Source organism: Agrobacterium sp. K11 (assembly GCF_059429395.1).
In genome coordinates, this window is record NZ_JCAHRB010000002.1 from 80,671 (window position 1) to 104,836 (window position 24,166).

Sequence of the window (24,166 nt, forward strand, 5' to 3'; positions counted from 1 at the left end):
CTCAGGCGTTGCCGGTGGCGGCGCGCACCAGCTTTTCCGGAGAAAAATCGGCGCGTTCGAACAGACCTGCCATCAGGCCTTCGCGCATAACGATGGCGCGGTCGGACATGCCGAGAATTTCGGGAAGTTCAGATGAAATCATGATGATGGAGAGACCTTCGGCCGCCAGCTCGCTGATGAAGCCGTGCACGGCGGCCTTGGAGCCGATATCGATGCCCTTGGTGGGTTCATCGAGAATAATGACTTTCGGCTGCGTGGCGAGCCATTTGCCGATCACCACCTTCTGCTGGTTGCCGCCGGAAAGCGTGCCTACGGGCACGGACAGGGCGGCGGCGCGCAGGTCGAGGCGTGCGGCATATTTGCGCGCCAGAGCAAATTCGTTTGCGGCGGCGAGAAAGCCCTTGCGAGAGGTGCGGGCAAGAGAGGGCAACGACATGTTCTGGTAGATCGGCATGTCCAGCGCCAGCCCATGCCGTCCACGCTCTTCCGGCACATAAACGATACCGGCGCGGATCGCATCCTCCGGCGAACGGATGACGAGCGGTTGGCCGTTGAGGGTAATCTGTCCTGAGGCTGGGCGCGTGATGCCGAAAAGCGACTGGCACAGTTCCGACCGCCCGGCGCCGATCAGCCCATAAAGGCCAAGAATTTCGCCTTTGCGCAGATCGAGAGAAATATCGCGAAATTCCGTCTGGTGTGAATAATTCTGGACCGAAAGAACCGTCGGGCCGAGTGCGACCGCCTGTTTCGGAAAGGCGTTCGTGACGTCGCGGCCAACCATCAGGCGCACGATCTCGTCCTGCGGGGTGGCGGCGAGATTACCCGCGCCGACCATCTTTCCGTCCCGGAATACGGCGTAATTTTCAGCGATTTCATATACTTCATCGAACTTGTGGCTGATGAACAGGATGGCCTTGCCCTGCCGCTTCAGGTTTTCAACGATGCGGAACAGATCATCGATTTCCTTGCGGGAAAGGGCGGCTGTCGGTTCGTCCATGATGACGATGCGTGCCTCGACGGAAAGCGCTCTGGCGATTGCCACGAGGTGGCGCTGCGCGATGGAAAGGTCCTTCAGCCGAATGGACGGATCGATGGTGCTTTCGAGCTGTTCAAGCAGGACCCCGGCGCGCGCATTGATGGTCTTCCAGTCAATGAGGCCGAAACGGCCTTTGGGCGCATGACCGAGGAAGATGTTCTCTCCCACGGAAAGCTCGTCGAACAGCACGGTTTCCTGATGAATGGCGGTCACGCCGGCATCGATGGCATCCTGTGCGCCGTGAAAGGTGACGGGCCGGCCATCGAGAAGGATTTCCCCTTCATTCGGGCGGTAGATTCCGGTGAGAATTTTGACGAGCGTGGATTTTCCAGCACCGTTCTCGCCGATCAGCGCCGTGACCTTGCCGGGATAAAGCGCGATATCGACGCCATCCAGCGCCTTCACGCCGGGGAATATCTGGCTGATGCCGCGCATTTCCAGAATGGGCGTCGCGCTGGAAGTCTCGGTAACGTCTAAGATTTTGGTTTCAGCACGCATCATTCCGTCTTACCGGTTGGTTTTGAGTGAAGCGGCGAGAGGCACCCCCCTCTGCCCTGCCGGGCATCTCCCCCACAAGGGGGGGAGATCGGCAAGCGGATACACCCTGCCTATGGAACGAGCGGGTGCGGCATATCGATCTCTCCCCTTGAGGGGGAGATGTCCGGCAGGACAAAGGGGGTTAGCCTTCGCACTGCCGGAAATTATTCAGATCAGAAAATCTTCGAGAACTGATCGATGTTCTTGGCGTCATAAATGAAGGGATCAGCCATGGCCGCTTCGCTATTTTCGCCAACCTTGATCTTGCCCATGCGGCCGGCTTCGATTTCCGAGCCCGGCTTGCCGTCTGCTTCACCCTTCACAAGGCGGTAGGCAATCTGGGTGGCGGAATAACCGAGGTCGATCGGGTTCCAGATGGCGAATTCCTTGGTTGCGCCTGATTTGATGGCGCCAGCCATCTCCGAGGGCAGGCCAAGGCCCGTCACAAAGACCTTGCCGATCTTGCCCGCATCCTTCACGGCCTGAGAGGCCGCAAGAACGCCAACCGTCGTCGGTGCGACGATGACCTTCACATCAGGATGGGAGGAAAGCAGGCCCTGTGCTTCGCGGTAGCTCTTGTCGGCAAGGTCGTCACCATAAACGGTGGTAACGAGGTTGAGGCCGGGGAAGTCCTTCAACTGCTTCTTCATCTCATCGATCCAGATATTCTGGTTCGTGGAGGTGGTGGTCGCAGAAAGGATGGCGAAATCGCCCTTGCCGCCTTCCAGGTGCGATGCGGCAAGCTGCAGGCACATCTTGCCGATCAGCGCGTTGGACGAGGGGTTGAGCTGCAGAATGCGGCCTTCAGGTGCCACGCCGGAATCCCAGGAGATGACCTTGATGCCGCGCTGCGCCGCCTTTTTCAGCGCCGGAACCACGGCGTCCGGGTCATTGGCGGAAATTGCGATGGCATCCACGCCCTGCGCGATCAGCGAATTGATGACCTCGATCTGGCCTTCCGCAGTGGTGCTGGTCGGGCCCGTATAGATGATCTCGACGCCACCGAGGTCTTTTGCAGCCTCCTGCGCGCCCTTGTTGGCGGCTTCGAAAAAGCCATTGCCAAGTGATTTGACCACCAGCGCGATCTTCACATCGGCTGCCTGGGCAACGCCGCCAAGACCCGCGACGGAGAGCGCCGCGCTAAGTGCGAGGACGCTCGTCAATGTTCTGCGTGTAAGTTTCATGTTCCTTTTCCTCCCGTTTTTGAACCTGTTCCTCTCTTGGTGCTTCCTCAAGCGACCGAAGAGGAATCCTCCTCATCAGGCGGGTTGGCTATCTTGCCATCCCCCGCTGCGCCGGCGATCAGCAATTCGACGCCGGCATTTTCAACCATCCGCGCCGCCTCATCCGAAATCCCGTCATCGGTGATGATGGTCGAGACGTTTTCGAGTGGGCATAAAATCAGGCTGGATCGTTTTTTGAATTTCGAGGAATCGACCATCACGATCAGCTCTTCCGCCTGCCGCATCAGCTTCTGCTCGCTCTGGATCACCAGCGCGTCCGATTCCATGATGCCGAGTGCGCCGATGCCCTGCGCGCCGAGAAAAATTCGTCTTGCGTAAAAATTGCGGATGGCATCGTTTTCGAAGGGCGACAGGATGAGGCTTTGATCGCGATAGATCGCGCCACCCGGCACGCTGACATTGCATTTGGAATGTTTGACCAGATGCTCCGCAATCGCGAAGGAATTGGTCATCACCTGCAGCCGGCGCGCCGCCATGTAGTGCACCATCTGGAATGTGGTCGTCCCACCATTCAGGATGATCGCATCACCGTCATTACAGAGATCAACCGCCTTGCGCGCAATTGCGCGTTTCTTGTCGATGTTGACCGATTCGGACACGCGGAACGGTCGCGCGGCCAGATTACCCAACTGCGGTGGATGCACCGCTTCGGCACCGCCACGCACGCGTCGCAACTTTCCCTGAACATGCAGGGACGCGATATCCCGGCGGATCGTTGCTTCCGACGCATCCGTCAGTTCGGCAATATCCTGCACCGTCACGACAGCTTTTTCCTGTGTGGCGCTCAAGATGATGCGATGGCGTTCGCGTTCGTGCATGTGGTCCTCCTGATTGTGATTATTCGCAATCTCTTTACGTTGTCAATCAAGAACGATCAAATTAATCAATATCGCGCTGCAACATGAAAATTTATGATCGTTTTTGATTGACATTATGCTTTTGTATGCGCGATATCTGCCGTCAACGGAGGCGGGCCGATATCGGCACCGCGAATGCAGACTTGACTTGGGAGGAAGACATGACGGGAAAATCCCGCCTTCTCGAAAGCCGTTGGGACGATGCCTATGCCAAAACGCTCGATGAGCCTGGCAAGCTGCTTTATCGCTCCAATCTGCTTGGCGCTGACAAGCGCATCACCAATTACGGCGGCGGAAACACATCCGCGAAGGTGCTCGAAACCGATCCGCTGACGGGCGAGAAAGTCCGCGTCATGTGGGTTAAAGGGTCCGGCGGCGATGTCGGTACCATCAAGCTCGATGGTTTTGCGACGCTTTATCTCGACAAGCTGGAAGCGCTAAAGGGCATTTACAAGGGTGTCGAGGATGAGGACCGCATGGTCGGCTTCCTGCCGCATTGCACTTTCAACCTCAACCCACGCGCCGCCTCCATCGATACGCCGCTGCACGGCTTCGTGCCTTTTGATCATGTCGATCACATGCATCCGGATGCGATCATCGCGATTGCCGCCTCCAAAAATTCGAAAGAACTGACGCAGCAGATCTTTGGCGATGACATCGGCTGGCTTCCCTGGCGCCGTCCCGGTTTCCAACTGGGTCTCGATCTCGAGGCTTTCGTAAAAGCCAACCCCGAGGCCAAGGGCGTTGTGCTGGAAAGCCACGGTCTGTTCACCTGGGATAACGACGCCAAGACATGTTACGAACTGACGCTCGCCATCATCAACAAGGCGATCGAATGGTTTGCGGCCAAGACCGAAGGCAAGACGATTTTCGGCGGTGCCGTTGCCAGGAGCCTGCCACTTGCCGAACGCCGCGCGATTGCTGCGCGGTTGATGCCGGAAATCCGTGGTCGGATCGGCCGCGAGGAGCGCAAGCTCGGCCATTTCGATGATCAGGACGCGGTTCTGGAATTCGTCAATTCGAAGGATCTGAAGCCGCTCGGAAATCTCGGCACCTCCTGCCCGGATCATTTCCTGCGCACGAAAATCCGCCCGCTGATCCTCGATCTCGATACAGCAAATCCCGATGTGGATGCGCTGACAGCCGCTCTCGACAAGGCGCTAGAGGCCTACCGCGCCGACTACGTCAGATATTATGAGGCGTGCCGCCATGATAATTCGCCTGATATGCGCGACCCGAACCCGGTGATTTTCCTGATCCCCGGAGTCGGCATGCTGTCCTTCGCCAAGGACAAGGCGACCGCCCGTATCGCCGGTGAATTTTACGTCAACGCCATCAACGTCATGCGCGGCGCTTCCACCGTGTCCGAATATCAGGGCCTACCCGAACAGGAAGCCTTCGATATCGAATATTGGCTGCTGGAAGAGGCAAAGCTGCAGCGCATGCCGAAGCCGAAAAGCCTTGCCGGACGCGTGGCCTTTGTCACCGGTGGCGCCGGCGGCATCGGCCGGGCGACGGCGGAAAGGCTGGCAGCGGAGGGCGCCTGCGTTGTTCTCGCCGATATTGACGAGGCGGCGCTGGAGGCGGCCAAGGGCGATTTCGCGAAGCGCTACAGTGCTGATGCGGTGCGCAGCGTCAAGCTGGATGTGACGCAGGAAGACGCGGTCATTTCCGCCTTTGCGGAAGCGAGCGTGGAATTTGGCGGCGTGGATATTCTCGTCTCCAATGCCGGCATCGCCTCGTCTGCACCGGTGGAAGACACGACGCTTGCCATGTGGAACAAGAATATCGATATTCTCGCGACGGGTTATTTCCTCGTGTCGCGGGAAGCATTCCGGCTACTCAGGCGTCAAAATCTCGGCGGTAACGTGGTGTTCGTCGCCTCTAAAAACGGTCTTGCCTCTTCGCCCAATGCTTCTGCCTATTGCACGGCCAAGGCGGCTGAAATCCATCTTGCCCGTTGCCTTGCTCTGGAAGGGGCGGAAGCCGGCATTCGCGTCAACACCGTCAATCCCGATGCCGTTCTGCGCGGTTCGAAGATCTGGAACGGCGAGTGGCGCGAGCAGCGCGCGGCCTCGTCGAAGATCGAGGTGACCGATCTGGAGGAACATTACCGCAAGCGCTCTATGCTGAAGCTCAATGTGTTCCCGGAAGACATCGCCGAAGCGATCTACTTCCTGGCGTCCGACGCGTCGGCCAAATCAACCGGCAATATCATCAATGTCGATGCCGGCAATGCGCAGAGCTTTACGCGGTAGGAATTTCGGCACGTCTCACCTCCGTCATCCCGGCTGAATGCCGGAATGACGGAGGGGGCGATGATCGAGCATGCACTGGACCGATTCCGGGGAGGAAGAGATGACCGACACCAAAATCGCCGCCGATGTGATCGCGGCCGAAAACGACAAGCGCGCCGCCGCGCTGAAGGACGACTACGATGCGCTGGGCAACCAGCTTGCGCGCCGCAACATCGATATCGATGCTGTCACCGCCAAGGTCGCGGAATTCTTCGTCGCTGTTCCATCCTGGGGTGTCGGCACCGGCGGCACCCGTTTCGCCCGCTTTCCGGGCGAAGGTGAGCCCCGCGGCATTTTTGACAAGCTGGATGATTGCGCCGTCATCAACCAGCTGACACGGGCGACCCCGAATGTCTCCCTGCATATTCCGTGGGACAAGCAGGACCCGAAGCGTTTGAAGGACCATGCCGACACGCTAGGTCTCGGCTTCGACGCCATGAATTCCAATACCTTCTCGGATGCACCGGATCAGAGCCATTCCTACAAATACGGTTCGCTCAGCCACACCGATGCCGCAACGCGGGGCCAAGCCGTGGAGCACAACATCGAATGTATCGAGATCGGTAAAGCCATTGGTTCCAAGGCGCTGACGGTGTGGGTGGGCGATGGTTCCAACTTCCCCGGCCAGAGCAATTTCACCAGAAGTTTCGAGCGCTATCTCGCGGCCATGGCCGATATCTACAAGGCGCTGCCGGATGACTGGCGCATCTTTTCCGAACACAAGATGTTCGAGCCTGCTTTCTATTCCACCGTCGTGCAGGATTGGGGCACCAACTACCTCATCGCCAATACGCTCGGTGAAAAGGCGTTCTGCCTCGTTGATCTCGGTCACCATGCGCCGAACACCAATATCGAGATGATCGTCTCCCGGCTCATCCAGTTCGGCAAGCTCGGTGGCTTCCACTTCAACGATTCGAAATATGGCGATGACGATCTGGATGTCGGCTCCATCGAGCCTTACCGCCTGTTCCTCGTCTTCAACGAGCTGGTAGATGCCGAACATCGTGGCGTGAAGGGCTTCCATCCCGCCCATATGATCGACCAGTCGCACAATGTGACCGACCCAATCGAAAGCCTGATTTCCAGTGCCAACGAAATCCGCCGCGCCTATGCGCAGGCGCTGCTGGTGGATCGCGCGGCTTTGGATGGCTACCAGCAAGACAACGATGCGTTGATGGCCTCCGATACGCTGAAACGGGCCTATCGCACCGATGTCGAGCCGGTTCTCGCTAAAGCAAGGCAGTTGGCGGGCGGCGCGATCGATCCTGTTGCCACCTACCGGGCGAGTGGTTATCGCAAACGGGTTGCGGCGGAACGCCCGGCTTCGGTCGGCGGCAGCGGCGGGATTGTTTAGGGGTTGGGGTTTGAGGGGACAGGCGGAGAAGCCGAGCCTACTTACAAACCTTGCCGCAAACGCGACGTCATCCTCGGCCTTGTGCCGAGGATCTGCCGACATTTCACAAAATAGATAGGTAGCAGATGCTCGGGACAAGCCCGAGCGTGACGAAGGTGAAGGTGTCCGTCACCACCTCACCAACTCCTCTGCGCCGTTCCCTCACTCCCCGGAAGGCGATTGCCTGCGGACCTGAAACGTATGCTCCGGCCCCGGAAACGCACCGGAGCGCACCTCTTCGGCATAACCTGCCGCTGCCTGTGAAACGGTCGCACCCAGATCGGCGAAACGTTTGACGAATTTCGGTTTGAAATCGGTGAAGAGACCGAGCATGTCGTCGGAAACCAGCACCTGCCCATCGCAGGCCGGTGATGCGCCGATGCCGACAGTCGGGACGGAGAGTTTTTCGGTCAATTCGCGCGCAAGCGGCTCGACGGTACCTTCCACGACAATGGCGAAAGCACCGGCCTGATCGACCGCAATCGCATCGCGCCAGATTTTCTGCGTTTCCGCATCTGAATGCCCAAGAGAGCGAAAACCTCCGGCGGTGTGGACCAGCTGCGGCATCAGCCCGACATGGCCGAACACCGGAATGCCGCGCGCCACGAGAAAGGCGATGGTTTCGGCCATTTCCTCACCGCCTTCCAGCTTCACGCCATCACAGCCGGTTTCCTGCATCAGTCGCACTGCGTTGCGGAACGCCTGTTCCTTTGATTCCTGATAGGTCCCGAAGGGGAGATCGACGATGACGCAGGCGTGTTCCACACCACGCATGACGGCGCGGCCGTGGGCGATCATCATATCCAGGGTGACGCCGACCGTCGTGTCCATGCCATAAAGTACCATGCCGACTGAATCGCCAACCAGCAGCAGGTCGCAATGCGGATCGAGCAGGCGGGCAATCGGCGTCGTATAGGCGGTGAGGCAGACGATGCGCGCACCGCCTTTCATTTGCTTGATGGAGGCTGTCGTCAGCCGCTTCTGTTTCGCGTGCGTGCTCATCGTGCAGCCTCCTGTTTGCCGGTTTTATCACGTCCGATGACGCGGTTGTCGAGAAGGCGGGTGTTGCCGACCCGCACGAACAGTGCCACCAGCACAGGCCCCGCCTGCAGCGAAACCACGGGGGCCAGCGTGTCGGGATCGCGCACCGCCACGACTTCGGGCAACGCCAGCTTCTCCTTGGCGATGAATTTTTCTATCGCCGCTTCTAAAGTGGCCGGGTCGTCGCAGCCCTCATCGTACAGCCGCTCGGCCTCATCAAGCGCGCGCGGCACAATTACGGCGGCGGCACGCTCTTCAAGGCTCAGGTAGACATTGCGCGAGGAGCAGGCGAGCCCATCCGCCTCACGTACGGTGGCGACGGGAACGACGCGGACTGGCTGGGCGAGATCGTCCACCATGCGCCGGATCAGCGTTACCTGCTGGTAGTCCTTTTCACCGAAATAGGCGGCACCCGGCTGCACGAGATTAAAAAGCTTGGTGACAACAGTCGTAACCCCGGCAAAATGCCCCGGCCGTACCGCACCTTCCAACTGGCTTCCCAGTTCCGGCACATCCACCACGGTCTGCATCGGGCGCGGATACATCTCCGTAACCTCGGGTGCGAAAAGAACGTCGACACCTGCCTCTTCCAGCAGCGCGCTATCGCGGGCGAGATCGCGGGGGTAACGGGCAAGATCCTCATTGGCTCCAAATTGCAGCGGATTGACGAAGATCGAGACCACCGTCACGTCGTTCTCCGCTTTCGCCCTGGCAACCAGCGTCAGATGGCCGATATGCAAAAAACCCATGGTCGGCACGAAGCCGACGGTCTTGCCATCGCGACGAAACTTGGCGGTCAGACCGCGCAACTCGGCGACGGTTTTTACAAGGCGCATAGGTTCTCCTCCGGCTCCCCGATCGCCCTCCGGCGAAAGGTGGTGGATAGAACTCGATTTGCCGAACGGGGTCAACGCGACTTTGGGCATTATATCGATTAAGACCTTGAGCGGTGGTTCAGGACCCGCCAGCCCAGATCGGCGGGCGTTTTCCAGCGAAGGCGTCTCTGCCTTCGCGCGCCTCCTCGCTGCTGCTGATCTTCGCGATGACGCTTTCGGCAAAGGCGAGCCGTTCACTGGCCGGCATGTCGCGCATCCTCAGCAGCGCTGCCTTTCCGGCGGCGACTGCGCCCGGCGCGTTCTGCCGCAAGCGGGCGATTACTCCCTCGATCACGCCATCGAGTTCGGCACGTGGCGCCGTGCGGTTGATGAGGCCGATGCCTTCGGCCTCTGCGGCGGTGACCGGTTGCCCCAGATAGGCCATTTCGTGGAGGCGGCTCAGCGGTATTTTGGCCAGAAGTTTCGCCGCCACCATGGCCGGGAAAAGCCCGACGCGAACTTCCGGCAGGCCGAACTCAGCATGATCGGCGGCATAAGCGAGATCGCAGGCCGCGATAAGGCCTAGCCCACCCGCCAGCACCCGGCCATTGACGCGGGCGATGACGATTTTGTTGCAGGTCTCGATAGCGCGCATCACATTGGCGATGGGGTTCGTTCCGTCTCGCGAGAGGAACATGCCACCAGCGCTTTCCTTCAGATCGGCCCCTGAGCAGAAGCTACGGTCGCCCGCCGCCGTTATCACAACGGCACGCAGGTCGCCGTCGCTGGAGGCCGTCCGGATCGCATGCGTCAAGGCGTCCGTCATCGCGGCGTTCATGGCGTTGTGGACGTCCGGCCGGTTAAGCGTCAGCCACAGAACGTCCTTGCGCTTCTCGCTCAACAGCTCACCCACCATGTGCATTATCCTCCATCTTTACGGCAAGCAGTGCTTTACCTGCGCGTGCCGCATTCGCCCTGCCGAGATGGCGACTTATCCAGTCTCCCGTTCTCGCCACCGTCATCAGGTCGATGCCGGTTTTGATGCCAAGCCCGTGCAGGAGATAAACAACGTCTTCGGTGGCGACATTGCCGCTTGCGCCCGGCGCAAAGGGGCAACCGCCGAGCCCGGCCACGGAACTGTCGAACACACAAATACCTTCCTCAAGCGAAGCCAGCACATTGGCGACGCCCTGCCCATAGGTGTCGTGGAAATGCATGGCGAGTTTTTCGCGCGGGATGCGGGTCGATACATGTTGGATGAGCTTGCGGATTTGCCCGGCCGTGCCGACACCAATCGTATCGCCGAGCGAGATTTCGTAGCATCCCATGGCGACAAGCGCTTCGGCCATCGCCGCCACATCTTCGGGTGCGACCGCGCCGTCATAGGGGCAACCGGCGATGCAGGAGACATAGCCGCGCATGCGGATGTTACGGCTGGCAGCTGCCTCCGAAACATCGCGCAGGCGCTCGAGGCTTTCGGCGCGCGAACAGGCGATATTGTGCTGGCTGAAGCCTTCGGATGCGGACACGAAAACGGCTATCTCCGTCACACCGGCTTCAACGGCGGCCTCGAAACCCTTGATATTTGGAACGAGCGCCGGATAGGCGGTATTGGGGTGTCGTTTGAGGCCTAGAAGCACCTCCTTCGACCCTGCCATTTGCGGAACTTTTTTTGGCGAAACGAAGGCTCCCGCCTCCACCGCTGCCAATCCGGCCGCAGCCAGCCGCTCGATCAACCTGATCTTGATGGCGGTGGGAACCTCAGCAGTTTCGTTTTGCAGGCCATCACGTGCGCCGACCTCGACGATCTTGACGGTTTTGGGCAAGGCCATCTCATGCGCCCTCCGGTTCGAAATCCACCAGCATGGCGCCGGCTTCGACCATATTACCTTCGGCGCAGTTGATGGCGGTGACGGTGCCTTTTGCTGGCGCACGGATAGTGTGCTCCATTTTCATCGCCTCCATCACCACAAGCGCGTCACCGGCCTCAACCGCTGCGCCCTGCTTGCTTAGAATGGCGCGGATGACGCCGGGCATCGGGGCTTCCAGACCGCCGGTATGGGTGGAGGTATCCGCTACATCGACCGGGTCGGGCTGGCTGATGCGATAGTGCTCGCCATCCAGAAAAAGCGCGTGGCCGTTATCGCTGGCAAAGAAACGGCACTGCCTTTGCCTGCCATCGACGGTCGCCCGCAGTGCGCCGTCTTGTGAGATGCTGCCATGAGCTCGGATTGCCCGCGTGCCGATCTCCAGTGAAAAACCATCTGGCTCATGTTTAACGGCGACATCGACCGGCTGTTGATCCAGGACGAAACGCAGGGTTTCCCGCGCTGGCGCATTGAGGCGGAAAGAGTTCGTATTGTTCCAAGGGCTATAAGGATCGGCCTGCGGCTTGGCCCCGTTCCGGCGTGAGAGAAGCAGGCCGAGCGTGGCCAAAGCTATTTCGTTCTCGCCCGTGGCTCCGGGGGCAAAGAGCGCCGCTTCGTTGCGGGCTATGAAGCCGGTATCGAGTTCGGCGGCGGCGAAAGCATCCAGCCCTGCAAGCCGTGTTAAAAAGGCGGCATTGCTGGTGACGCCGCAAATCGCCAGTTTTTCGAGTGCAAGACGCAGACGCCGCACGGCAGACGGACGGTCGTAGTCCCAGACGATCAGCTTGGCGATCATCGGATCATAGTGCACGCTGATGGCGTCGCCGGTGCGTATGCCGCTATCTATCCTAAGGTGAGGTCCTTCTTCCGGAAAGGCGAGGTGGCTGACCGTGCCGATTGACGGCAGAAAATCATGCGCCGGGTCTTCGGCGTAAATCCGTGCCTCGATGGCATGGCCGTTGATGCGCAGATTGCCCCAGTCGTCCGGCAGCGCCTCTCCATTCGCAACACGGATCTGCCATTCGACCAGATCGAGCCCGGTAATATATTCCGTGACCGGATGCTCGACCTGAAGCCTGGTGTTCATTTCCATGAAATAGAACTCGCCGGACGGGTCGAGCAGGAACTCCACCGTTCCAGCCCCGCGATAGTCGATGGCGCGGGCGGCGGCGACCGCCGCGTCGTACATGCGTTGCCTGAGCGTATCGGGCAGGCCGGGGGCAGGGGCCTCCTCTATGACTTTCTGGTGCCGGCGCTGGATCGAGCAATCGCGCTCGAAAAGCGAAAGACAATTGCCATGGCCATCAGCAAAGACCTGCACCTCCACATGGCGCGGCCGTTCCAGATATTTCTCGATCAGCATGCGGTCGTTGCCGAAGGCGGCGAGCGCTTCGCGTTTTGCGCCGGCGAGCTCTGCCGCAAATTCACGCTTTTCACGGACAACGCGCATGCCCTTGCCGCCGCCGCCAGCTGAAGCCTTGAGTAAAACCGGATAGCCGATGGCTTCTGCCTCGCCGGCAAGCTTTTCGTCGGCCTGATCCTCGCCGTGATAGCCGGGCACCACGGGAACGCCCGCCTGCGCCATAAGCGCCTTCGCCTCGCTTTTTCCGCCCATGGCGCGGATGGCATCGGGTGTCGGGCCGATGAAAATGATGCCGGCAGAGGCGCAGGCTTCGGCGAAACCGGCATTCTCCGAGAGAAAACCGTAACCGGGATGAATGGCTTGCGCGCCGCTTGCCTGTGCGGCGGCGATGATCTTTTCAGCATCGAGATACGACGAGCGGGCAGGTGCAGGACCGATCGCAATGGCCTCGTCGGCCAGCGCCACATGCATGGCGTCGCGGTCGGCATCCGAATACACCGCGACGGTGCGGATGCCCATCTTGCGGGCGGTGCGGATGATCCGGCAGGCGATTTCGCCGCGGTTGGCGATCAGTATTTTTGAGAACATCGTCGCCTCACATCCTGAATATGCCGAAACGGGTGGGTTCAATCGGCGCGTTCAGCGCGGCCGACAGGCCAAGGCCGAGCACGAGGCGGGTGTCCTTCGGGTCGATGATGCCATCGTCCCACAGCCTTGCACTGGCATAATAGGGGTGACCTTCCCGCTCGTATTTTTCCCGGATCGGCTGTTTGAACGCCTCCTCGCCCTCCTTGGACCAGTGGCGGCCATCCGCCTCGATGCCGTCGCGCCGGATTTGCGCCAGAACGGATGCCGCCTGCTCGCCGCCCATGACGGAAATGCGCGCATTCGGCCACATCCACAAGAAGCGCGGCGAATAGGCGCGCCCGCACATGCCGTAATTGCCCGCACCGAAGGAGCCGCCGATAATGACGGTAAATTTCGGCACTTTAGCCGATGCAACGGCCGTAACGAGCTTGGCGCCATCCTTCGCGATACCATCAGCCTCATAGGCCTTGCCGACCATGAAGCCGGTGATGTTTTGCAGGAAAACCAGCGGAATGCCGCGCTGGCAGCAGAGTTCAATGAAATGCGTGCCCTTCAGCGCCGATTCCGAAAACAGAATGCCGTTATTGGCGACGATGCCGACGGGATAACCGTGGATATGGGCGAAACCACAGACCAGCGTCGTGCCGTAAAGCGCCTTGAACTCGTCGAATTCGGAACCATCCACCAGACGCGCGATGATCTCGCGCACCTCGAAAGGCTTGCGCGTATCGGTGGGCACGATGCCGTAAAGCTCCTCCGATGGATAAAGCGGTTCTGCGGGTTCGCGAATATCCAGCTCCACGCGTTTGCGGCGGTTGAGGGTGGAGACGATCCTTCGGGTCAGCGAAAGCGCGTGGCGGTCATCGTGGGCATAGTGATCAGTCACGCCGGATTGCCGCGAATGCACATCCGCGCCACCCAGTTCTTCCGCACTCACCACTTCGCCCGTTGCGGCCTTCACCAGCGGCGGGCCGCCGAGGAAGATCGTGCCCTGATTTTTGACGATCACGGACTGGTCGCTCATAGCAGGCACATAGGCCCCACCAGCCGTACAGCTTCCCATCACCACGGCGATCTGGGCGATGCCTGCCGCCGACATATTGGCCTGATTGTAAAAGATGCGGCCGAAATGATCCCGGTCGGGAAACACCTCGTCCTGATTGGGAAGGTTCGCACCGCCGGAATCGACCAGATAAATGCAGGGCAGGTGGTTGTCGGCAGCGATCTCCTGCGCGCGCAGATGTTTCTTGACCGTCAGCGGATAATAGGTGCCGCCTTTCACCGTCGCGTCATTGGCCACGATGACGCATTCACGGCCTGCGACCCGGCCGATGCCGGTGACGATGCCGGCGGCCGGAACGGGTTCGTCGTAGACCTCGTATGCTGCGAATTGCGAGAATTCGAGAAACGGACTCCCGGGATCGAGCAGTGCTTCTATCCGGTCGCGCGCAAGCAATTTGCCGCGTGACAGATGCCGTTCGCGCGCCTTGTCGCCGCCGCCCTTGGAGATTTTTTCGACATGCTGCCGCAGGTCATCCACCAGGCCCGACATGAAGATGACGTTGGCGGAAAAGGTAGGATCGCGGTTCAGACTGGATGTAAGCTTCATCGCATTCCTCACCCGTTGCCTTTGACCAGTTCGCGGCCGATCAGCATCCGGCGGATTTCGCTGGTGCCCGCGCCGATTTCATAAAGCTTGGCGTCCCGAAGCAGCCGCCCGGCCGGACTTTCATTGACATAGCCGGAACCGCCGAGAAGCTGGATCGCATCCAATGCAACTCGCGTCGCCCGCTCGGCGGCAAACAGGATCGCACCTGCCGCATCCTGCCTTGTGATGCGGCCATTGTCGCAGGCGCGCGCCACGGCATAGACATAAGCGCGGGAGGCGTTCATGGCCGAATAGATATCGGCAAGCTTTCCCTGCACCAGCTGGAATTCGCCGATCGGCTTGCCGAATTGCTTGCGCTCGCGCGCATAGGGCAGCACCAGATCGATAGCCGCCTGCATGATACCAACAGGGCCGGCAGCCAGAACGGCGCGTTCGTAATCAAGCCCGCTCATCAATACTGTCACGCCGTCGTTCAAACGCCCGAGGATGTTTTCCTCCGGTACCTCGCAATCCGTAAACACCAGTTCGGAGGTGGGTGAGCCGCGCATGCCAAGCTTGTCGAGTTTTTGTGCGGGGCGAAAACCCTTGAAGCTTTTCTCGATCAGAAAGGCCGTGATGCCACGCGCACCGGCGGACATGTCCGTCTTGGCATAGACAACCAGCGTGTCTGCCTCGTGACCGTTGGTGATCCACATCTTTGTGCCGTTCAGCACATAGACATCGCCCTTACGTTCCGCCTTCAGCCGCATCGAGACGACATCCGAGCCGGCCTCCGTCTCGCTCATTGCAAGCGAACCGACATGCTCGCCCGACACCAGCTTGGGCAGATATCGCCGCTTCTGCTCTTCCGTTCCCCAGCGATGAATCTGGTTGATGCAGAGGTTGGAATGGGCGCCATAGGACAGGCCGATGGACGCGGAAGCGCGGCTTATCTCCTCCATCGCCACGCAATGAGCGAGATAGCCCATGTCAGCACCGCCGAATTCCTCCGAAACGGTGATGCCGTGCAGACCGAGTTCACCCATCCGCGGCCAGAGCTGGCGCGGAAACTGATCGTTGCGATCGATTTCTGCTGCGAGCGGCGCTATTTCATCGTCGGCGAATGCTCTTGCGCTGTCGCGCAATGCTGCGATTTCCGGGCCGAGATCGGCATCGAAAATGGCGGCGAGGTTCAAACTCATCGCGTCTCCTCCTCCGGACGGCCATTTATCTCCGTCCCTCTCGTCAGCGGCCAGCACCTCCTCCGTGCTGGCAACTCTCATTTATGGCGCGTCACCTCCGGTGAAGGCGGCGGAACGGCGCACGAATGTCTTGATGGCGAAATTGGACTGGATGCGCGACACACCGGGAACTGTGGTCAGGAAATCCAGAAGCTGCTGATAATGCGGTAGATCCCGCACCATGGCATGAATGAGATAGTCGGAACTGCCGCTCGTCTGGTAGCCGCCCACCACTTCCGGAATGGAGGCGACATGGTGCTCGAACGTCGTCAGCGCTTCCTTGATCTGCCGTTCCAGCGTGACGGAAATGAAGACGCCCATATTGCCGAGCAGCCGGTTCTCATCGAACACGGCGGTATAACCGCGAATGATGCCTTCTTCTTCCAGCTTGCGCACGCGGCGCAGAGTCGGGGTGAAGGAAAGCCCGATCCGGGCCGCCAGATCGCGCCAGCTCACACGCCCGTCATCGCCAAGCACATGGAGAATCTTCTGGTCGAAACTGTCGAGCTCAATCATGGATCATTTGCTCTATGATATGACTAATTGTTGGATCAAAGATATCGCCAATCAAAAAACTGTCAATCAAAATAGCTTTGAAATGAATTCGAGATAGTGATAGCGTTCACGTCAGTCGCGGTCTGGAGGAGATTGCGATGACGGTCGTTCTCTCGGTGGGAGGATAGCCAAGGGAGGTGAATTTGGCTGTGCATGACCCTGTCGTTATCGTCGGGGCCGCCCGTACTGCTATGGGTGGGTTCCAGGGCGAATTCAAATCGGTGGCGGCGTCCGATCTTGGGGCGGCGGCAATCCGCGCGGCCGTCGAACGGGCTGCAATTTCTTCCGCTGACATTGACGATGTGCTGATGGGCTGCGTGCTCTCAGCCGGGCAGGGACAGGCTCCTGCCAGACAGGCAGCGATTGCCGCCGCCATTCCCAACTCGGTTGGCGCAACAACAATCAACAAGATGTGTGGCTCGGGCATGAAAGCGATCATGCTGGCACATGACCAGCTTGCGGCGGGAAGCTCTTCCATCGTGCTTGCCGGTGGCATGGAAAGCATGAGCAACGCCCCCTATCTGCTGGACCGCGCCCGCAACGGCTATCGTCTTGGCCACGGCAAGCTCACCGACCACATGTTTCTCGACGGTCTCGAAGACGCCTATGACAAGGGCAGGCTGATGGGGACTTTTGCTGAAGATTGCGCGCAAGAGTATCAATTCACTCGCGCGATGCAGGATGATTTTGCGCTCGCCTCACTGGAACGGGCACGACGCGCAATAGAGGAAGGTGCGTTCGAAGCGGAAATCGCGCCTGTTGGCGATGATGGCGTGGACGAGTTGCCGGGGAAGGCAAAGCCGGAAAAGATACCGCAGCTGAAGCCCGCCTTTCGCGACGGCGGAACGGTGACGGCGGCGAATTCCAGTTCTATCTCGGATGGTGCAGCCGCTCTCGTTCTCACGCGCCGTTCCGAAGCGGAAAGACGAGGCCTTTCACCGCTGGCGACCATTATCGGTCAGGCCTCCCATGCGGATGCACCCGCCAGATATCCAACGGCTCCCATCGGCGCGATGACAAAGCTGTTCGAAAAAACCGGCTGGTCGGCAAAGGATGTCGATCTGTTCGAAATCAACGAGGCTTTCGCGGTTGTGGTGATGGCGGCCATGCGTGATCTCGATCTGCCACATGAGAAGGTGAATGTGCATGGCGGCGCCTGCGCGCTCGGCCATCCCATCGGGGCTTCCGGTGCACGCATCGTCGTCACGTTGCTGGCCGCTTTGCAGCGTCACGGACTGAAACGCGGCGTTGCCGCCGTCTGCATCGGCGGCGGCGAGGCGACTGCGCTTGCGGTCGAGCGGCACTGAAGGGAGGCGGAGATGATCCTGAACGAAGCCCAGCAACAGATCAGGGGCATGGCCCGCGATTTCACCCGCGAGCGGCTCGCGCCCGGTGCTGCCGCGCGCGACCGGGAAAGCCGGTTCCCGAAAGACGAGCTGAAAGAAATGGGTGAACTCGGCTTTCTTGGCATGCTGGTCTCGGAGGATTATGGCGGGTCGGAAACCGGTGCTGTCGCTTACGCCCTGGCGCTGGAGGAAATCGCTGCCGGTGACGGCGCCTGTTCCACCATCATGAGCGTCCACAATTCGGTTGGCTGCGTGCCGATCCTGAAATTCGGCACGGCAGAGCAGAAGCAGCGCTTCCTCCCCAAACTCGCCTCCGGCGAATGGATCGGCGGTTTTGCGCTGACCGAACCGCAGGCCGGTTCCGACGCCTCCAATCTGAAGACAAAAGCGAGGCGCGATGGCGACCGCTATATCGTCGACGGCGCAAAGCAGTTCATCACGTCGGGCAAGAACGGCGATGTCATCATCGTTTTTGCCATCACCGATCCGGCTGCCGGCAAAAAAGGTATCACGGCCTTCATCGTGCCGACAGATACGCCCGGTTACGAGGTAATCAGGATCGAGGAAAAACTCGGTCTGCATTCTTCGGATACCTGCCAGATTGCCTTTACCGACATGGCGGTCCCAGCCGAATTGCGGCTCGGTGAAGAGGGGCAGGGGTATCGCATCGCGCTCGCCAATCTGGAAGGCGGTCGTATCGGCATTGCCGCACAGGCGGTTGGCATGGCGCAGGCGGCTTTCGAGGCGGCGCGGGATTATGCCCGCGAGCGCAAGGCCTTCGGGCAAGCCATCATCGAGCATCAGGCCGTGGCGTTCAGGCTTGCGGATATGGCAACGCGCATAACGGCGGCGCGGCAACTGGTGCTGCATGCGGCGGCGCTGAAGGAAGCGGGCGAGCCCTGCCTCTCGGAGGCCTCGATGGCCAAGCTCTTTGCCTCGGAAATGGCGGAGCGTGTCTGCTCGGACGCCATCCAGATTCACGGCGGTTACGGCTACATGGCGGATTATCCGGTGGAGCGGATCTATCGCGATGTACGCATCTGCCAGATTTACGAGGGAACCAGCGATGTCCAGCGCATGGTCATCGCGCGAAACCTCTGAAAATTGTTTCGTCGTCTGGAGGAGATGGCGATGGGAGGAGTAGAATGGATATTACCGAAACCACGCATCTCAGCCTGCATGTTCCCGAACCAGCGGTGCGGCCAGGCGACCAGCCGGATTTCTCCAATGTGAAGATACCCAAGGCCGGCTCCGTGCCGCGCCCGGAGGTGGACGCAGCACCTGAAGACATGCGCGATCTGGCCTATTCCATCATCCGCGTCCTCAATCATCAGGGTGAGGCTGTCGGCCCGTGGGCCGGGCTGCTTTCGGATGAGAATTTGCTCGTCGGCCTGAAGAACATGATGCGGCTGCGGGCTTTCGATGCCCGCATGCTGATGGCACAGCGGCAGGGCAAGACCTCCTTTTACATGCAACATCTGGGCGAGGAAGCGGTCAGTTGCGCCTTCCGCAAGGCGCTCTCCAAAGGCGACATGAATTTCCCGACCTACCGGCAGGCGGGTCTGCTGATCGCCGACGATTACCCGCTCGTCACCATGATGAACCAGATCTATTCCAACGAACTGGACCCGCTGCATGGGCGGCAATTGCCGGTTCTTTACTCCTCGAAGGAGCATGGCTTCTTCACCGTGTCCGGCAATCTTGCCACGCAATATGTGCAGGCGGTCGGCTGGGCGATGGCATCTGCCATCAAGGGCGATACGAAGATCGCGGCAGCATGGATCGGTGACGGCTCAACGGCGGAATCGGATTTCCACTCGGCGCTCGTCTTCGCCTCCACCTACAAGGCGCCGGTCATCCTCAACATCGTCAACAACCAATGGGCCATTTCCACCTTTCAGGGTATCGCGCGCGGCGGTTCCGGCACCTTTGCGGCCAGAGGCCTGGGCTTCGGCATTCCGGCGCTCCGGGTCGACGGCAACGATTATCTCGCTGTTTATGCCGTGGCACGCTGGGCGGTGGAGCGGGCGCGGCGCAATCTCGGACCGACGCTGATCGAATATGTGACCTACCGTGTCGGTGCGCATTCCACTTCCGACGATCCGAGCGCCTATCGCCCCAAGACCGAGTCCGAGGCATGGCCACTGGGTGACCCGGTTCTGCGGTTGAAGAAACATCTCATCCTGCGCGGCGTCTGGTCGGAGGAGCGGCACCGGCAGGCGGAAGCGGAAATTGCCGACGAGGTGCTTGAGGCGCAGCGTGAGGCGGAAAGCCACGGTACGCTGCATGAGGGCCGCAAGCCGCCAAAGAAGGATATTTTCGAGGGCGTTTACGCCGAGATGCCGCCGCATCTCGCCCGCCAGCGCCAGAAGGCAGGGTGGTGAGACATGACAAGAATGACGATGATCGAAGCCGTCCGCAGCGCCATGGATGTGTCCATGGAGCGCAGTGACGATGTGGTGGTATTCGGCGAGGATGTGGGCTATTTCGGCGGCGTGTTTCGTGCGACGCAGGGCTTGCAGAGCAAATATGGCAAGACCCGCTGTTTCGACGCGCCGATCAGCGAATCCGGCATTGTCGGCACGGCCATCGGCATGGCCGCTTATGGCCTGCGCCCCTGTGTCGAAATCCAGTTCGCGGATTACATGTACCCGGCTTATGACCAGATCACCCAGGAAGCGGCGCGCATTCGTTATCGCTCCAATGGCGATTTCACCTGCCCCATAGTCCTGCGCATGCCGACCGGCGGCGGCATTTTTGGCGGGCAGACGCATAGTCAGAGCCCGGAGGCGCTTTTTACCCATGTCTGCGGGCTAAAGGTGGTGGTTCCCTCCAATCCTTACGACGCCAAGGGGTTGCTTATCGCCTCGATCGAAGACCCGGATCCGGTGATGTTTCTGGAGCCGAAGCGGCTCTATAACGGTCCCTTCGACGGCCATCACGACCGGCCGGTAACGCCATGGTCGAAGCACGAAATGGGCGAGGTGCCGGAAGGGCATTACACCATTCCGATCGGCAAGGCCGAAATCCGCCGCGCCGGGCAGGATGTCACTGTCATCGCTTACGGCACCATGGTGCATGTTGCGCTCGCCGCAGCGGAAGAAACGGGCGTGGATGCCGAGATCATCGATCTGCGCAGCCTTTTGCCACTCGACCTGGACACCATCGTGAAGTCCGTTGCCAAGACCGGTCGCTGCGTCATGGTGCATGAGGCAACGCTCACGTCAGGCTTCGGTGCGGAGGTCGTTTCGCTGGTACAGGAACACTGCTTCTATCATCTGGAAGCACCGGTCGTCCGTGTGGCTGGTTGGGATACGCCTTATCCCCACGCGCAGGAGTGGGATTATTTTCCGGGGCCGGCCCGCGTCGGGCGCGCCCTCGTCGAAGTCATGGAGGCCTGAAGATGGCGGAATTTGTTATCACTATGCCCGATGTCGGCGAAGGTGTGGCGGAAGCCGAACTGGTGGAATGGAACGTCAAACCCGGCGATTCCGTGCACGAGGATATGGTGCTGGCCGCTGTGATGACCGACAAGGCGACGGTTGAAATCCCCTCGCCGGTTGCGGGCGTCGTCACATGGTTGGCAGCGGAGGTGGGTGATACGGTGGCGGTTAAGGCACCGCTGGTGCGCATCGAAACCAATGCCTCCGCTGTTGCTGCTGCCCCCGCGGATGTGACTGAGCCGGAAGCGCCATCCGACATGACGGAAGAGCCGCCAGCGGCTGAAATCCAGCCCGCCCGCGAAATACAGGATGCGCCGCCTTCCCCTGAGGTGGAACACCATAAACCTCTGGCGTCACCAGCCGTTCGCCAGCGCGCCGACGATCTCGATATCGATCTCGGACAAGTGAGGGGAACAGGGCCGGACGGGCATATCACCCACGCCGATCTCGATACATTTCTGACCGCACGGTCGCAATCTGAGCGGCCCGCTGCGCCGATAGCTTCCCGCGATAGCGCTGTCGAAGAGGTGAAGGTGACAGGGCTGAGGCGCAAGATCGCCGAGAAGATGACGCTTTCCGTCTCCCGCATTCCCCACATCACCTATGTCGAGGAAATCGACGTGACCGATCTGGAGGATTTGCGCACGACCATGAATGGCAACCGCCGGTCAGGACAGCCGAAACTGACGATCCTGCCGTTCCTGATGCGCGCACTTGTGAAAACGGTCGCCGATCATCCCGGCATGAATGCCACCTTCGATGACGAAAAAGGGGTCGTCAGTCACTACGAAGCGGTGCATATCGGCATAGCCACGCAGACACCTACGGGGCTGATGGTCCCGGTCGTTCGCCACACGGAAGCGCTCGGCCTTTGGGATTGTGCTGCTGAAGTTATGCGCGTGGCCGAGGCGTCGCGCACCGGCGCCGCGCAACGGGACGAGTTGACGGGGTCCACCATCACCATCAGCTCGCTCGGCCCCCTTGGCGGTATCGTTTCGACGCCCATCATCAATCACCCGGAGGTGGCGATCATCGGCGTGAACAAGATCGTGACCCGACCGGTCTGGGATGGCAGCGGTTTCGTGCCGCGCAAAATGATGAACCTCTCCTCCAGCTTCGATCACCGGGTCGTAGACGGCTGGGATGCCGCCGTCTTCATTCAGGCTATCAAGGCGCTGCTGGAAAAGCCGGCGCTGATCTTCATCGACGGCTGAGCTTCGTTCGAAAAGGATTTTCTTCCGTGAAGCACTTCAGCTTCACGGAACTGTTTCGGTGTCGGTATAGGCTTGCGTTCGCGATCTTCGAGTATAGAAGAGAAAGAACGAGAAGCGTGTTTTCTCATCATGATCATAGTGGCGGACGGGGGCGCTCCGGTGCCCAGCGCTTCGCTGTTCGTCGGCAACCGAATGAAGAAGAAGGTCCTTTCATGAGCACTCCCAAACCCGTTGTCCTGACTATTCTCGATGGCTGGGGACTGAGCGAGGACACGTCCAGCAATGCGCCGGTACTGGCAAACACGCCCACCATGGATAGGCTTTTCGCCACCTGCCCGAATGCGCGGCTGACCACCTTCGGCCCGAATGTCGGTCTGCCCACCGGGCAAATGGGCAATTCGGAAGTTGGACACACCAATATCGGCGCCGGTCGCATCGTCGCCATGGATCTTGGCCAGATCGATCTGGCTATCGAAGACGGCAGCTTTTTCAGGAATGCTGCGATGCTCGATTTCGCCGCCAAGGTGAAGGCTGCGGGCGGCGTGGCGCATGTGATGTGCGTCGTTTCCGATGGCGGCGTTCACGGCCACATCGTCCACGGTCGGGCGGCGGTGAAGCTGCTGACCGATCTGGGTTTGAAGGTCGTCGTGCACGCCATCACCGATGGTCGCGATGTCGCGCCGCAGTCCGCAGAGGGCTTCGTCGCCGCATTTGCGGCAAGCCTGCCGCAAGGCGCCAGCATCGGCACGGTGATCGGCCGTTATTATGCGATGGACCGCGATAATCGCTGGGAGCGTGTTGAAAAGGCCTATGACGCCATGGTTCTCGGCCGGGGCGAACATGCGCCGGACGCGGTGAGCGCGGTTGCCGCAAGCTACAAAAATGATGTTACGGACGAATTCATCCTGCCAACGGTCATCGGTGGTTACGAAGGCTTCAAATCCGGCGACGGTCTCTTCTGCCTGAATTTCCGTGCCGACCGCGCTCGTGAAATCCTGCTTGCCATCGGTGCGGATGATTTCGACGGGTTTGTCCGTGAAAAGCCAGTGCTTTCGGCGCTGCTTGGCATGGTGGAATATTCGACCAAACATGCGACCTTCATGACGACGGCTTACCCTAAGCGCGATATCGAAAATACTTTGGGTGCCTGGGTTGCCAAGCAGGGTCTGCGGCAGTTCCGTCTGGCCGAGACGGAAAAATATCCGCATGTCACTTTCTTCCTGAATGGTGGCAAGGAAGAACCTGAAGTGGGCGAAGACCGCTTCATGCCGAAGTCTCCGAAGGTTGCGACCTACGATCTGCAGCCGGAAATGAGCGCGCCTGAGGTGACGGAGAAATTCGTCGAGGCGATCGGCAAGGGTTACGATCTCATCGTCACCAATTACGCCAATCCCGACATGGTGGGCCATACCGGCGATCTGCAAGCCGCGATCAAGGCTTGCGAAGCCGTGGACCGGGGGCTCGCCGCAGTCGTTGCCGCTCTGGAAAAGGTTGGCGGCGCCATGCTGGTGATTGCCGACCACGGTAATTGTGAAACCATGGTCGACCCGGTAACCGGTGGCCCGCACACCGCGCACACCACCAATCCGGTGCCGGTGATCCTGTTCGGTGGACCTGAAGGCGCGAAGCTGCATGACGGTATCCTCGCCGATGTCGCTCCCACGCTGCTGCAATTGATGAATGTGCCGCTGCCTGCGGAAATGACGGGCAAAAGCCTGATCGACCTGTAATCCAGCGACG

The 24,166-nt window shown here is 60.0% G+C and carries 19 protein-coding genes; 8 read left to right on the forward strand and 11 right to left on the reverse strand.

The annotated features are described in order from the left end of the window. Nucleotide 1 precedes the first annotated feature (1 nt). The 3 genes from AC5SEO_RS02105 to AC5SEO_RS02115 form a co-directional block, all read right to left on the reverse strand. Nucleotides 2-1,537, reverse strand: a complete 1,536-nt coding sequence (locus tag AC5SEO_RS02105; RefSeq protein ID WP_174068872.1) for a sugar ABC transporter ATP-binding protein — start codon at nucleotides 1,535-1,537, stop codon at nucleotides 2-4. A gap of 209 nt (nucleotides 1,538-1,746) precedes the next feature. Then, on the reverse strand, nucleotides 1,747-2,757 hold the full coding sequence (rhaS, locus tag AC5SEO_RS02110; RefSeq protein ID WP_003511200.1) for a rhamnose ABC transporter substrate-binding protein: 1,011 nt from the start codon (nucleotides 2,755-2,757) through the stop codon (nucleotides 1,747-1,749). A 47-nt stretch (nucleotides 2,758-2,804) separates the two neighbouring features. Next, nucleotides 2,805-3,635, reverse strand: coding sequence for a DeoR/GlpR family DNA-binding transcription regulator (locus tag AC5SEO_RS02115; RefSeq protein ID WP_003511198.1), 831 nt, complete (start codon nucleotides 3,633-3,635; stop codon nucleotides 2,805-2,807). A gap of 200 nt (nucleotides 3,636-3,835) precedes the next feature. On the opposite strand from AC5SEO_RS02115, the gene AC5SEO_RS02120 reads away from it, so the two are divergent. Together AC5SEO_RS02120 and rhaI are read left to right on the forward strand one after the other, a co-directional pair. Further along, nucleotides 3,836-5,932 (forward strand): bifunctional rhamnulose-1-phosphate aldolase/short-chain dehydrogenase, encoded by a 2,097-nt coding sequence (locus AC5SEO_RS02120; RefSeq protein WP_111789716.1) that lies wholly within the window; start codon nucleotides 3,836-3,838, stop codon nucleotides 5,930-5,932. 100 nt (nucleotides 5,933-6,032) lie between these two features. Further along, on the forward strand, nucleotides 6,033-7,325 hold the full coding sequence (gene rhaI / locus AC5SEO_RS02125; protein WP_174068871.1) for an L-rhamnose catabolism isomerase: 1,293 nt from the start codon (nucleotides 6,033-6,035) through the stop codon (nucleotides 7,323-7,325). 201 nt (nucleotides 7,326-7,526) lie between these two features. On the opposite strand, the gene panB is transcribed toward rhaI, so the two are convergent. From panB to AC5SEO_RS02165, 8 genes are all read right to left on the reverse strand, one after another. Beyond that, nucleotides 7,527-8,366 carry a 3-methyl-2-oxobutanoate hydroxymethyltransferase gene (gene panB, locus AC5SEO_RS02130; RefSeq protein ID WP_065687825.1) on the reverse strand — a complete coding sequence of 280 codons (840 nt, stop codon included), beginning with the start codon at nucleotides 8,364-8,366 and terminating at the stop codon, nucleotides 7,527-7,529. Beyond that, nucleotides 8,363-9,241 (reverse strand): pantoate--beta-alanine ligase, encoded by an 879-nt coding sequence (gene panC, locus AC5SEO_RS02135; protein ID WP_495363706.1) that lies wholly within the window; start codon nucleotides 9,239-9,241, stop codon nucleotides 8,363-8,365. The genes panB and panC overlap by 4 nt, the downstream gene beginning before the upstream one ends. Before the next feature lie 118 nt (nucleotides 9,242-9,359). Beyond that, nucleotides 9,360-10,136: an enoyl-CoA hydratase-related protein gene (locus AC5SEO_RS02140; RefSeq protein WP_113291591.1), complete on the reverse strand. Its 777-nt coding sequence runs from the start codon at nucleotides 10,134-10,136 to the stop codon at nucleotides 9,360-9,362. Beyond that, the gene (locus AC5SEO_RS02145) at nucleotides 10,126-11,052 is read right to left on the reverse strand and encodes a hydroxymethylglutaryl-CoA lyase (RefSeq protein ID WP_065687822.1); all 927 of its coding nucleotides are present in this window, start codon (nucleotides 11,050-11,052) and stop codon (nucleotides 10,126-10,128) included. Before AC5SEO_RS02145 ends, AC5SEO_RS02140 begins: the two co-directional genes overlap by 11 nt. Before the next feature lies 1 nt (nucleotide 11,053). After that, nucleotides 11,054-13,039 carry an acetyl/propionyl/methylcrotonyl-CoA carboxylase subunit alpha gene (locus AC5SEO_RS02150; RefSeq protein ID WP_174068869.1) on the reverse strand — a complete coding sequence of 662 codons (1,986 nt, stop codon included), beginning with the start codon at nucleotides 13,037-13,039 and terminating at the stop codon, nucleotides 11,054-11,056. Nucleotides 13,040-13,046: 7 nt separating this feature from the next. Continuing rightward, a complete protein-coding gene (locus tag AC5SEO_RS02155) occupies nucleotides 13,047-14,648 on the reverse strand; it encodes a carboxyl transferase domain-containing protein (protein ID WP_174068868.1) in 1,602 nt (533 codons plus the stop codon). An 8-nt stretch (nucleotides 14,649-14,656) separates the two neighbouring features. Further along, complete coding sequence (locus AC5SEO_RS02160) at nucleotides 14,657-15,829, reverse strand: isovaleryl-CoA dehydrogenase (protein WP_019564787.1); 1,173 nt, start codon at nucleotides 15,827-15,829, stop codon at nucleotides 14,657-14,659. Nucleotides 15,830-15,910: 81 nt separating this feature from the next. Continuing rightward, complete coding sequence (locus AC5SEO_RS02165; protein WP_003500312.1) at nucleotides 15,911-16,384, reverse strand: Lrp/AsnC family transcriptional regulator; 474 nt, start codon at nucleotides 16,382-16,384, stop codon at nucleotides 15,911-15,913. A 182-nt stretch (nucleotides 16,385-16,566) separates the two neighbouring features. Between AC5SEO_RS02165 and AC5SEO_RS02170 the strand changes: the two genes are divergently transcribed. From AC5SEO_RS02170 to gpmI, 6 genes are all read left to right on the forward strand, one after another. Beyond that, entirely contained in the window at nucleotides 16,567-17,730 is a 1,164-nt protein-coding gene (locus AC5SEO_RS02170; RefSeq protein ID WP_026330702.1) for an acetyl-CoA C-acyltransferase, read from the forward strand. Between the two features lie 12 nt (nucleotides 17,731-17,742). After that, the gene (locus AC5SEO_RS02175) at nucleotides 17,743-18,870 is read left to right on the forward strand and encodes an acyl-CoA dehydrogenase family protein (RefSeq protein WP_174068867.1); all 1,128 of its coding nucleotides are present in this window, start codon (nucleotides 17,743-17,745) and stop codon (nucleotides 18,868-18,870) included. A 44-nt stretch (nucleotides 18,871-18,914) separates the two neighbouring features. Further along, complete coding sequence (locus tag AC5SEO_RS02180; RefSeq protein ID WP_236771348.1) at nucleotides 18,915-20,153, forward strand: 3-methyl-2-oxobutanoate dehydrogenase (2-methylpropanoyl-transferring) subunit alpha; 1,239 nt, start codon at nucleotides 18,915-18,917, stop codon at nucleotides 20,151-20,153. 3 nt (nucleotides 20,154-20,156) lie between these two features. Then, the gene (locus tag AC5SEO_RS02185) at nucleotides 20,157-21,170 is read left to right on the forward strand and encodes an alpha-ketoacid dehydrogenase subunit beta (RefSeq protein WP_003511176.1); all 1,014 of its coding nucleotides are present in this window, start codon (nucleotides 20,157-20,159) and stop codon (nucleotides 21,168-21,170) included. 2 nt (nucleotides 21,171-21,172) lie between these two features. Next, nucleotides 21,173-22,426, forward strand: coding sequence for a dihydrolipoamide acetyltransferase family protein (locus tag AC5SEO_RS02190; protein WP_127966130.1), 1,254 nt, complete (start codon nucleotides 21,173-21,175; stop codon nucleotides 22,424-22,426). A 212-nt stretch (nucleotides 22,427-22,638) separates the two neighbouring features. Next, nucleotides 22,639-24,156, forward strand: a complete 1,518-nt coding sequence (gene gpmI / locus AC5SEO_RS02195) for a 2,3-bisphosphoglycerate-independent phosphoglycerate mutase (protein ID WP_060642349.1) — start codon at nucleotides 22,639-22,641, stop codon at nucleotides 24,154-24,156. Nucleotides 24,157-24,166 lie beyond the last annotated feature (10 nt).

Coding starts and splice junctions, on each gene's coding strand:
- AC5SEO_RS02185 (WP_003511176.1), top strand. CDS start 20,157: ATGACAAGAATGACGATGATCGAAGCCGTCCGCAGCGCCATGGATGTG.
- AC5SEO_RS02165 (WP_003500312.1), bottom strand. CDS start 16,384: ATGATTGAGCTCGACAGTTTCGACCAGAAGATTCTCCATGTGCTTGGC.
- AC5SEO_RS02120 (WP_111789716.1), top strand. CDS start 3,836: ATGACGGGAAAATCCCGCCTTCTCGAAAGCCGTTGGGACGATGCCTAT.
- gpmI (WP_060642349.1), top strand. CDS start 22,639: ATGAGCACTCCCAAACCCGTTGTCCTGACTATTCTCGATGGCTGGGGA.
- AC5SEO_RS02190 (WP_127966130.1), top strand. CDS start 21,173: ATGGCGGAATTTGTTATCACTATGCCCGATGTCGGCGAAGGTGTGGCG.
- AC5SEO_RS02115 (WP_003511198.1), bottom strand. CDS start 3,635: ATGCACGAACGCGAACGCCATCGCATCATCTTGAGCGCCACACAGGAA.
- AC5SEO_RS02140 (WP_113291591.1), bottom strand. CDS start 10,136: ATGGTGGGTGAGCTGTTGAGCGAGAAGCGCAAGGACGTTCTGTGGCTG.
- AC5SEO_RS02150 (WP_174068869.1), bottom strand. CDS start 13,039: ATGTTCTCAAAAATACTGATCGCCAACCGCGGCGAAATCGCCTGCCGG.
- AC5SEO_RS02160 (WP_019564787.1), bottom strand. CDS start 15,829: ATGAGTTTGAACCTCGCCGCCATTTTCGATGCCGATCTCGGCCCGGAA.
- panC (WP_495363706.1), bottom strand. CDS start 9,241: ATGCGCCTTGTAAAAACCGTCGCCGAGTTGCGCGGTCTGACCGCCAAG.
- rhaI (WP_174068871.1), top strand. CDS start 6,033: ATGACCGACACCAAAATCGCCGCCGATGTGATCGCGGCCGAAAACGAC.
- AC5SEO_RS02175 (WP_174068867.1), top strand. CDS start 17,743: ATGATCCTGAACGAAGCCCAGCAACAGATCAGGGGCATGGCCCGCGAT.
- AC5SEO_RS02155 (WP_174068868.1), bottom strand. CDS start 14,648: ATGAAGCTTACATCCAGTCTGAACCGCGATCCTACCTTTTCCGCCAAC.
- AC5SEO_RS02145 (WP_065687822.1), bottom strand. CDS start 11,052: ATGGCCTTGCCCAAAACCGTCAAGATCGTCGAGGTCGGCGCACGTGAT.
- rhaS (WP_003511200.1), bottom strand. CDS start 2,757: ATGAAACTTACACGCAGAACATTGACGAGCGTCCTCGCACTTAGCGCG.
- panB (WP_065687825.1), bottom strand. CDS start 8,366: ATGAGCACGCACGCGAAACAGAAGCGGCTGACGACAGCCTCCATCAAG.
- AC5SEO_RS02180 (WP_236771348.1), top strand. CDS start 18,915: ATGGATATTACCGAAACCACGCATCTCAGCCTGCATGTTCCCGAACCA.
- AC5SEO_RS02105 (WP_174068872.1), bottom strand. CDS start 1,537: ATGATGCGTGCTGAAACCAAAATCTTAGACGTTACCGAGACTTCCAGC.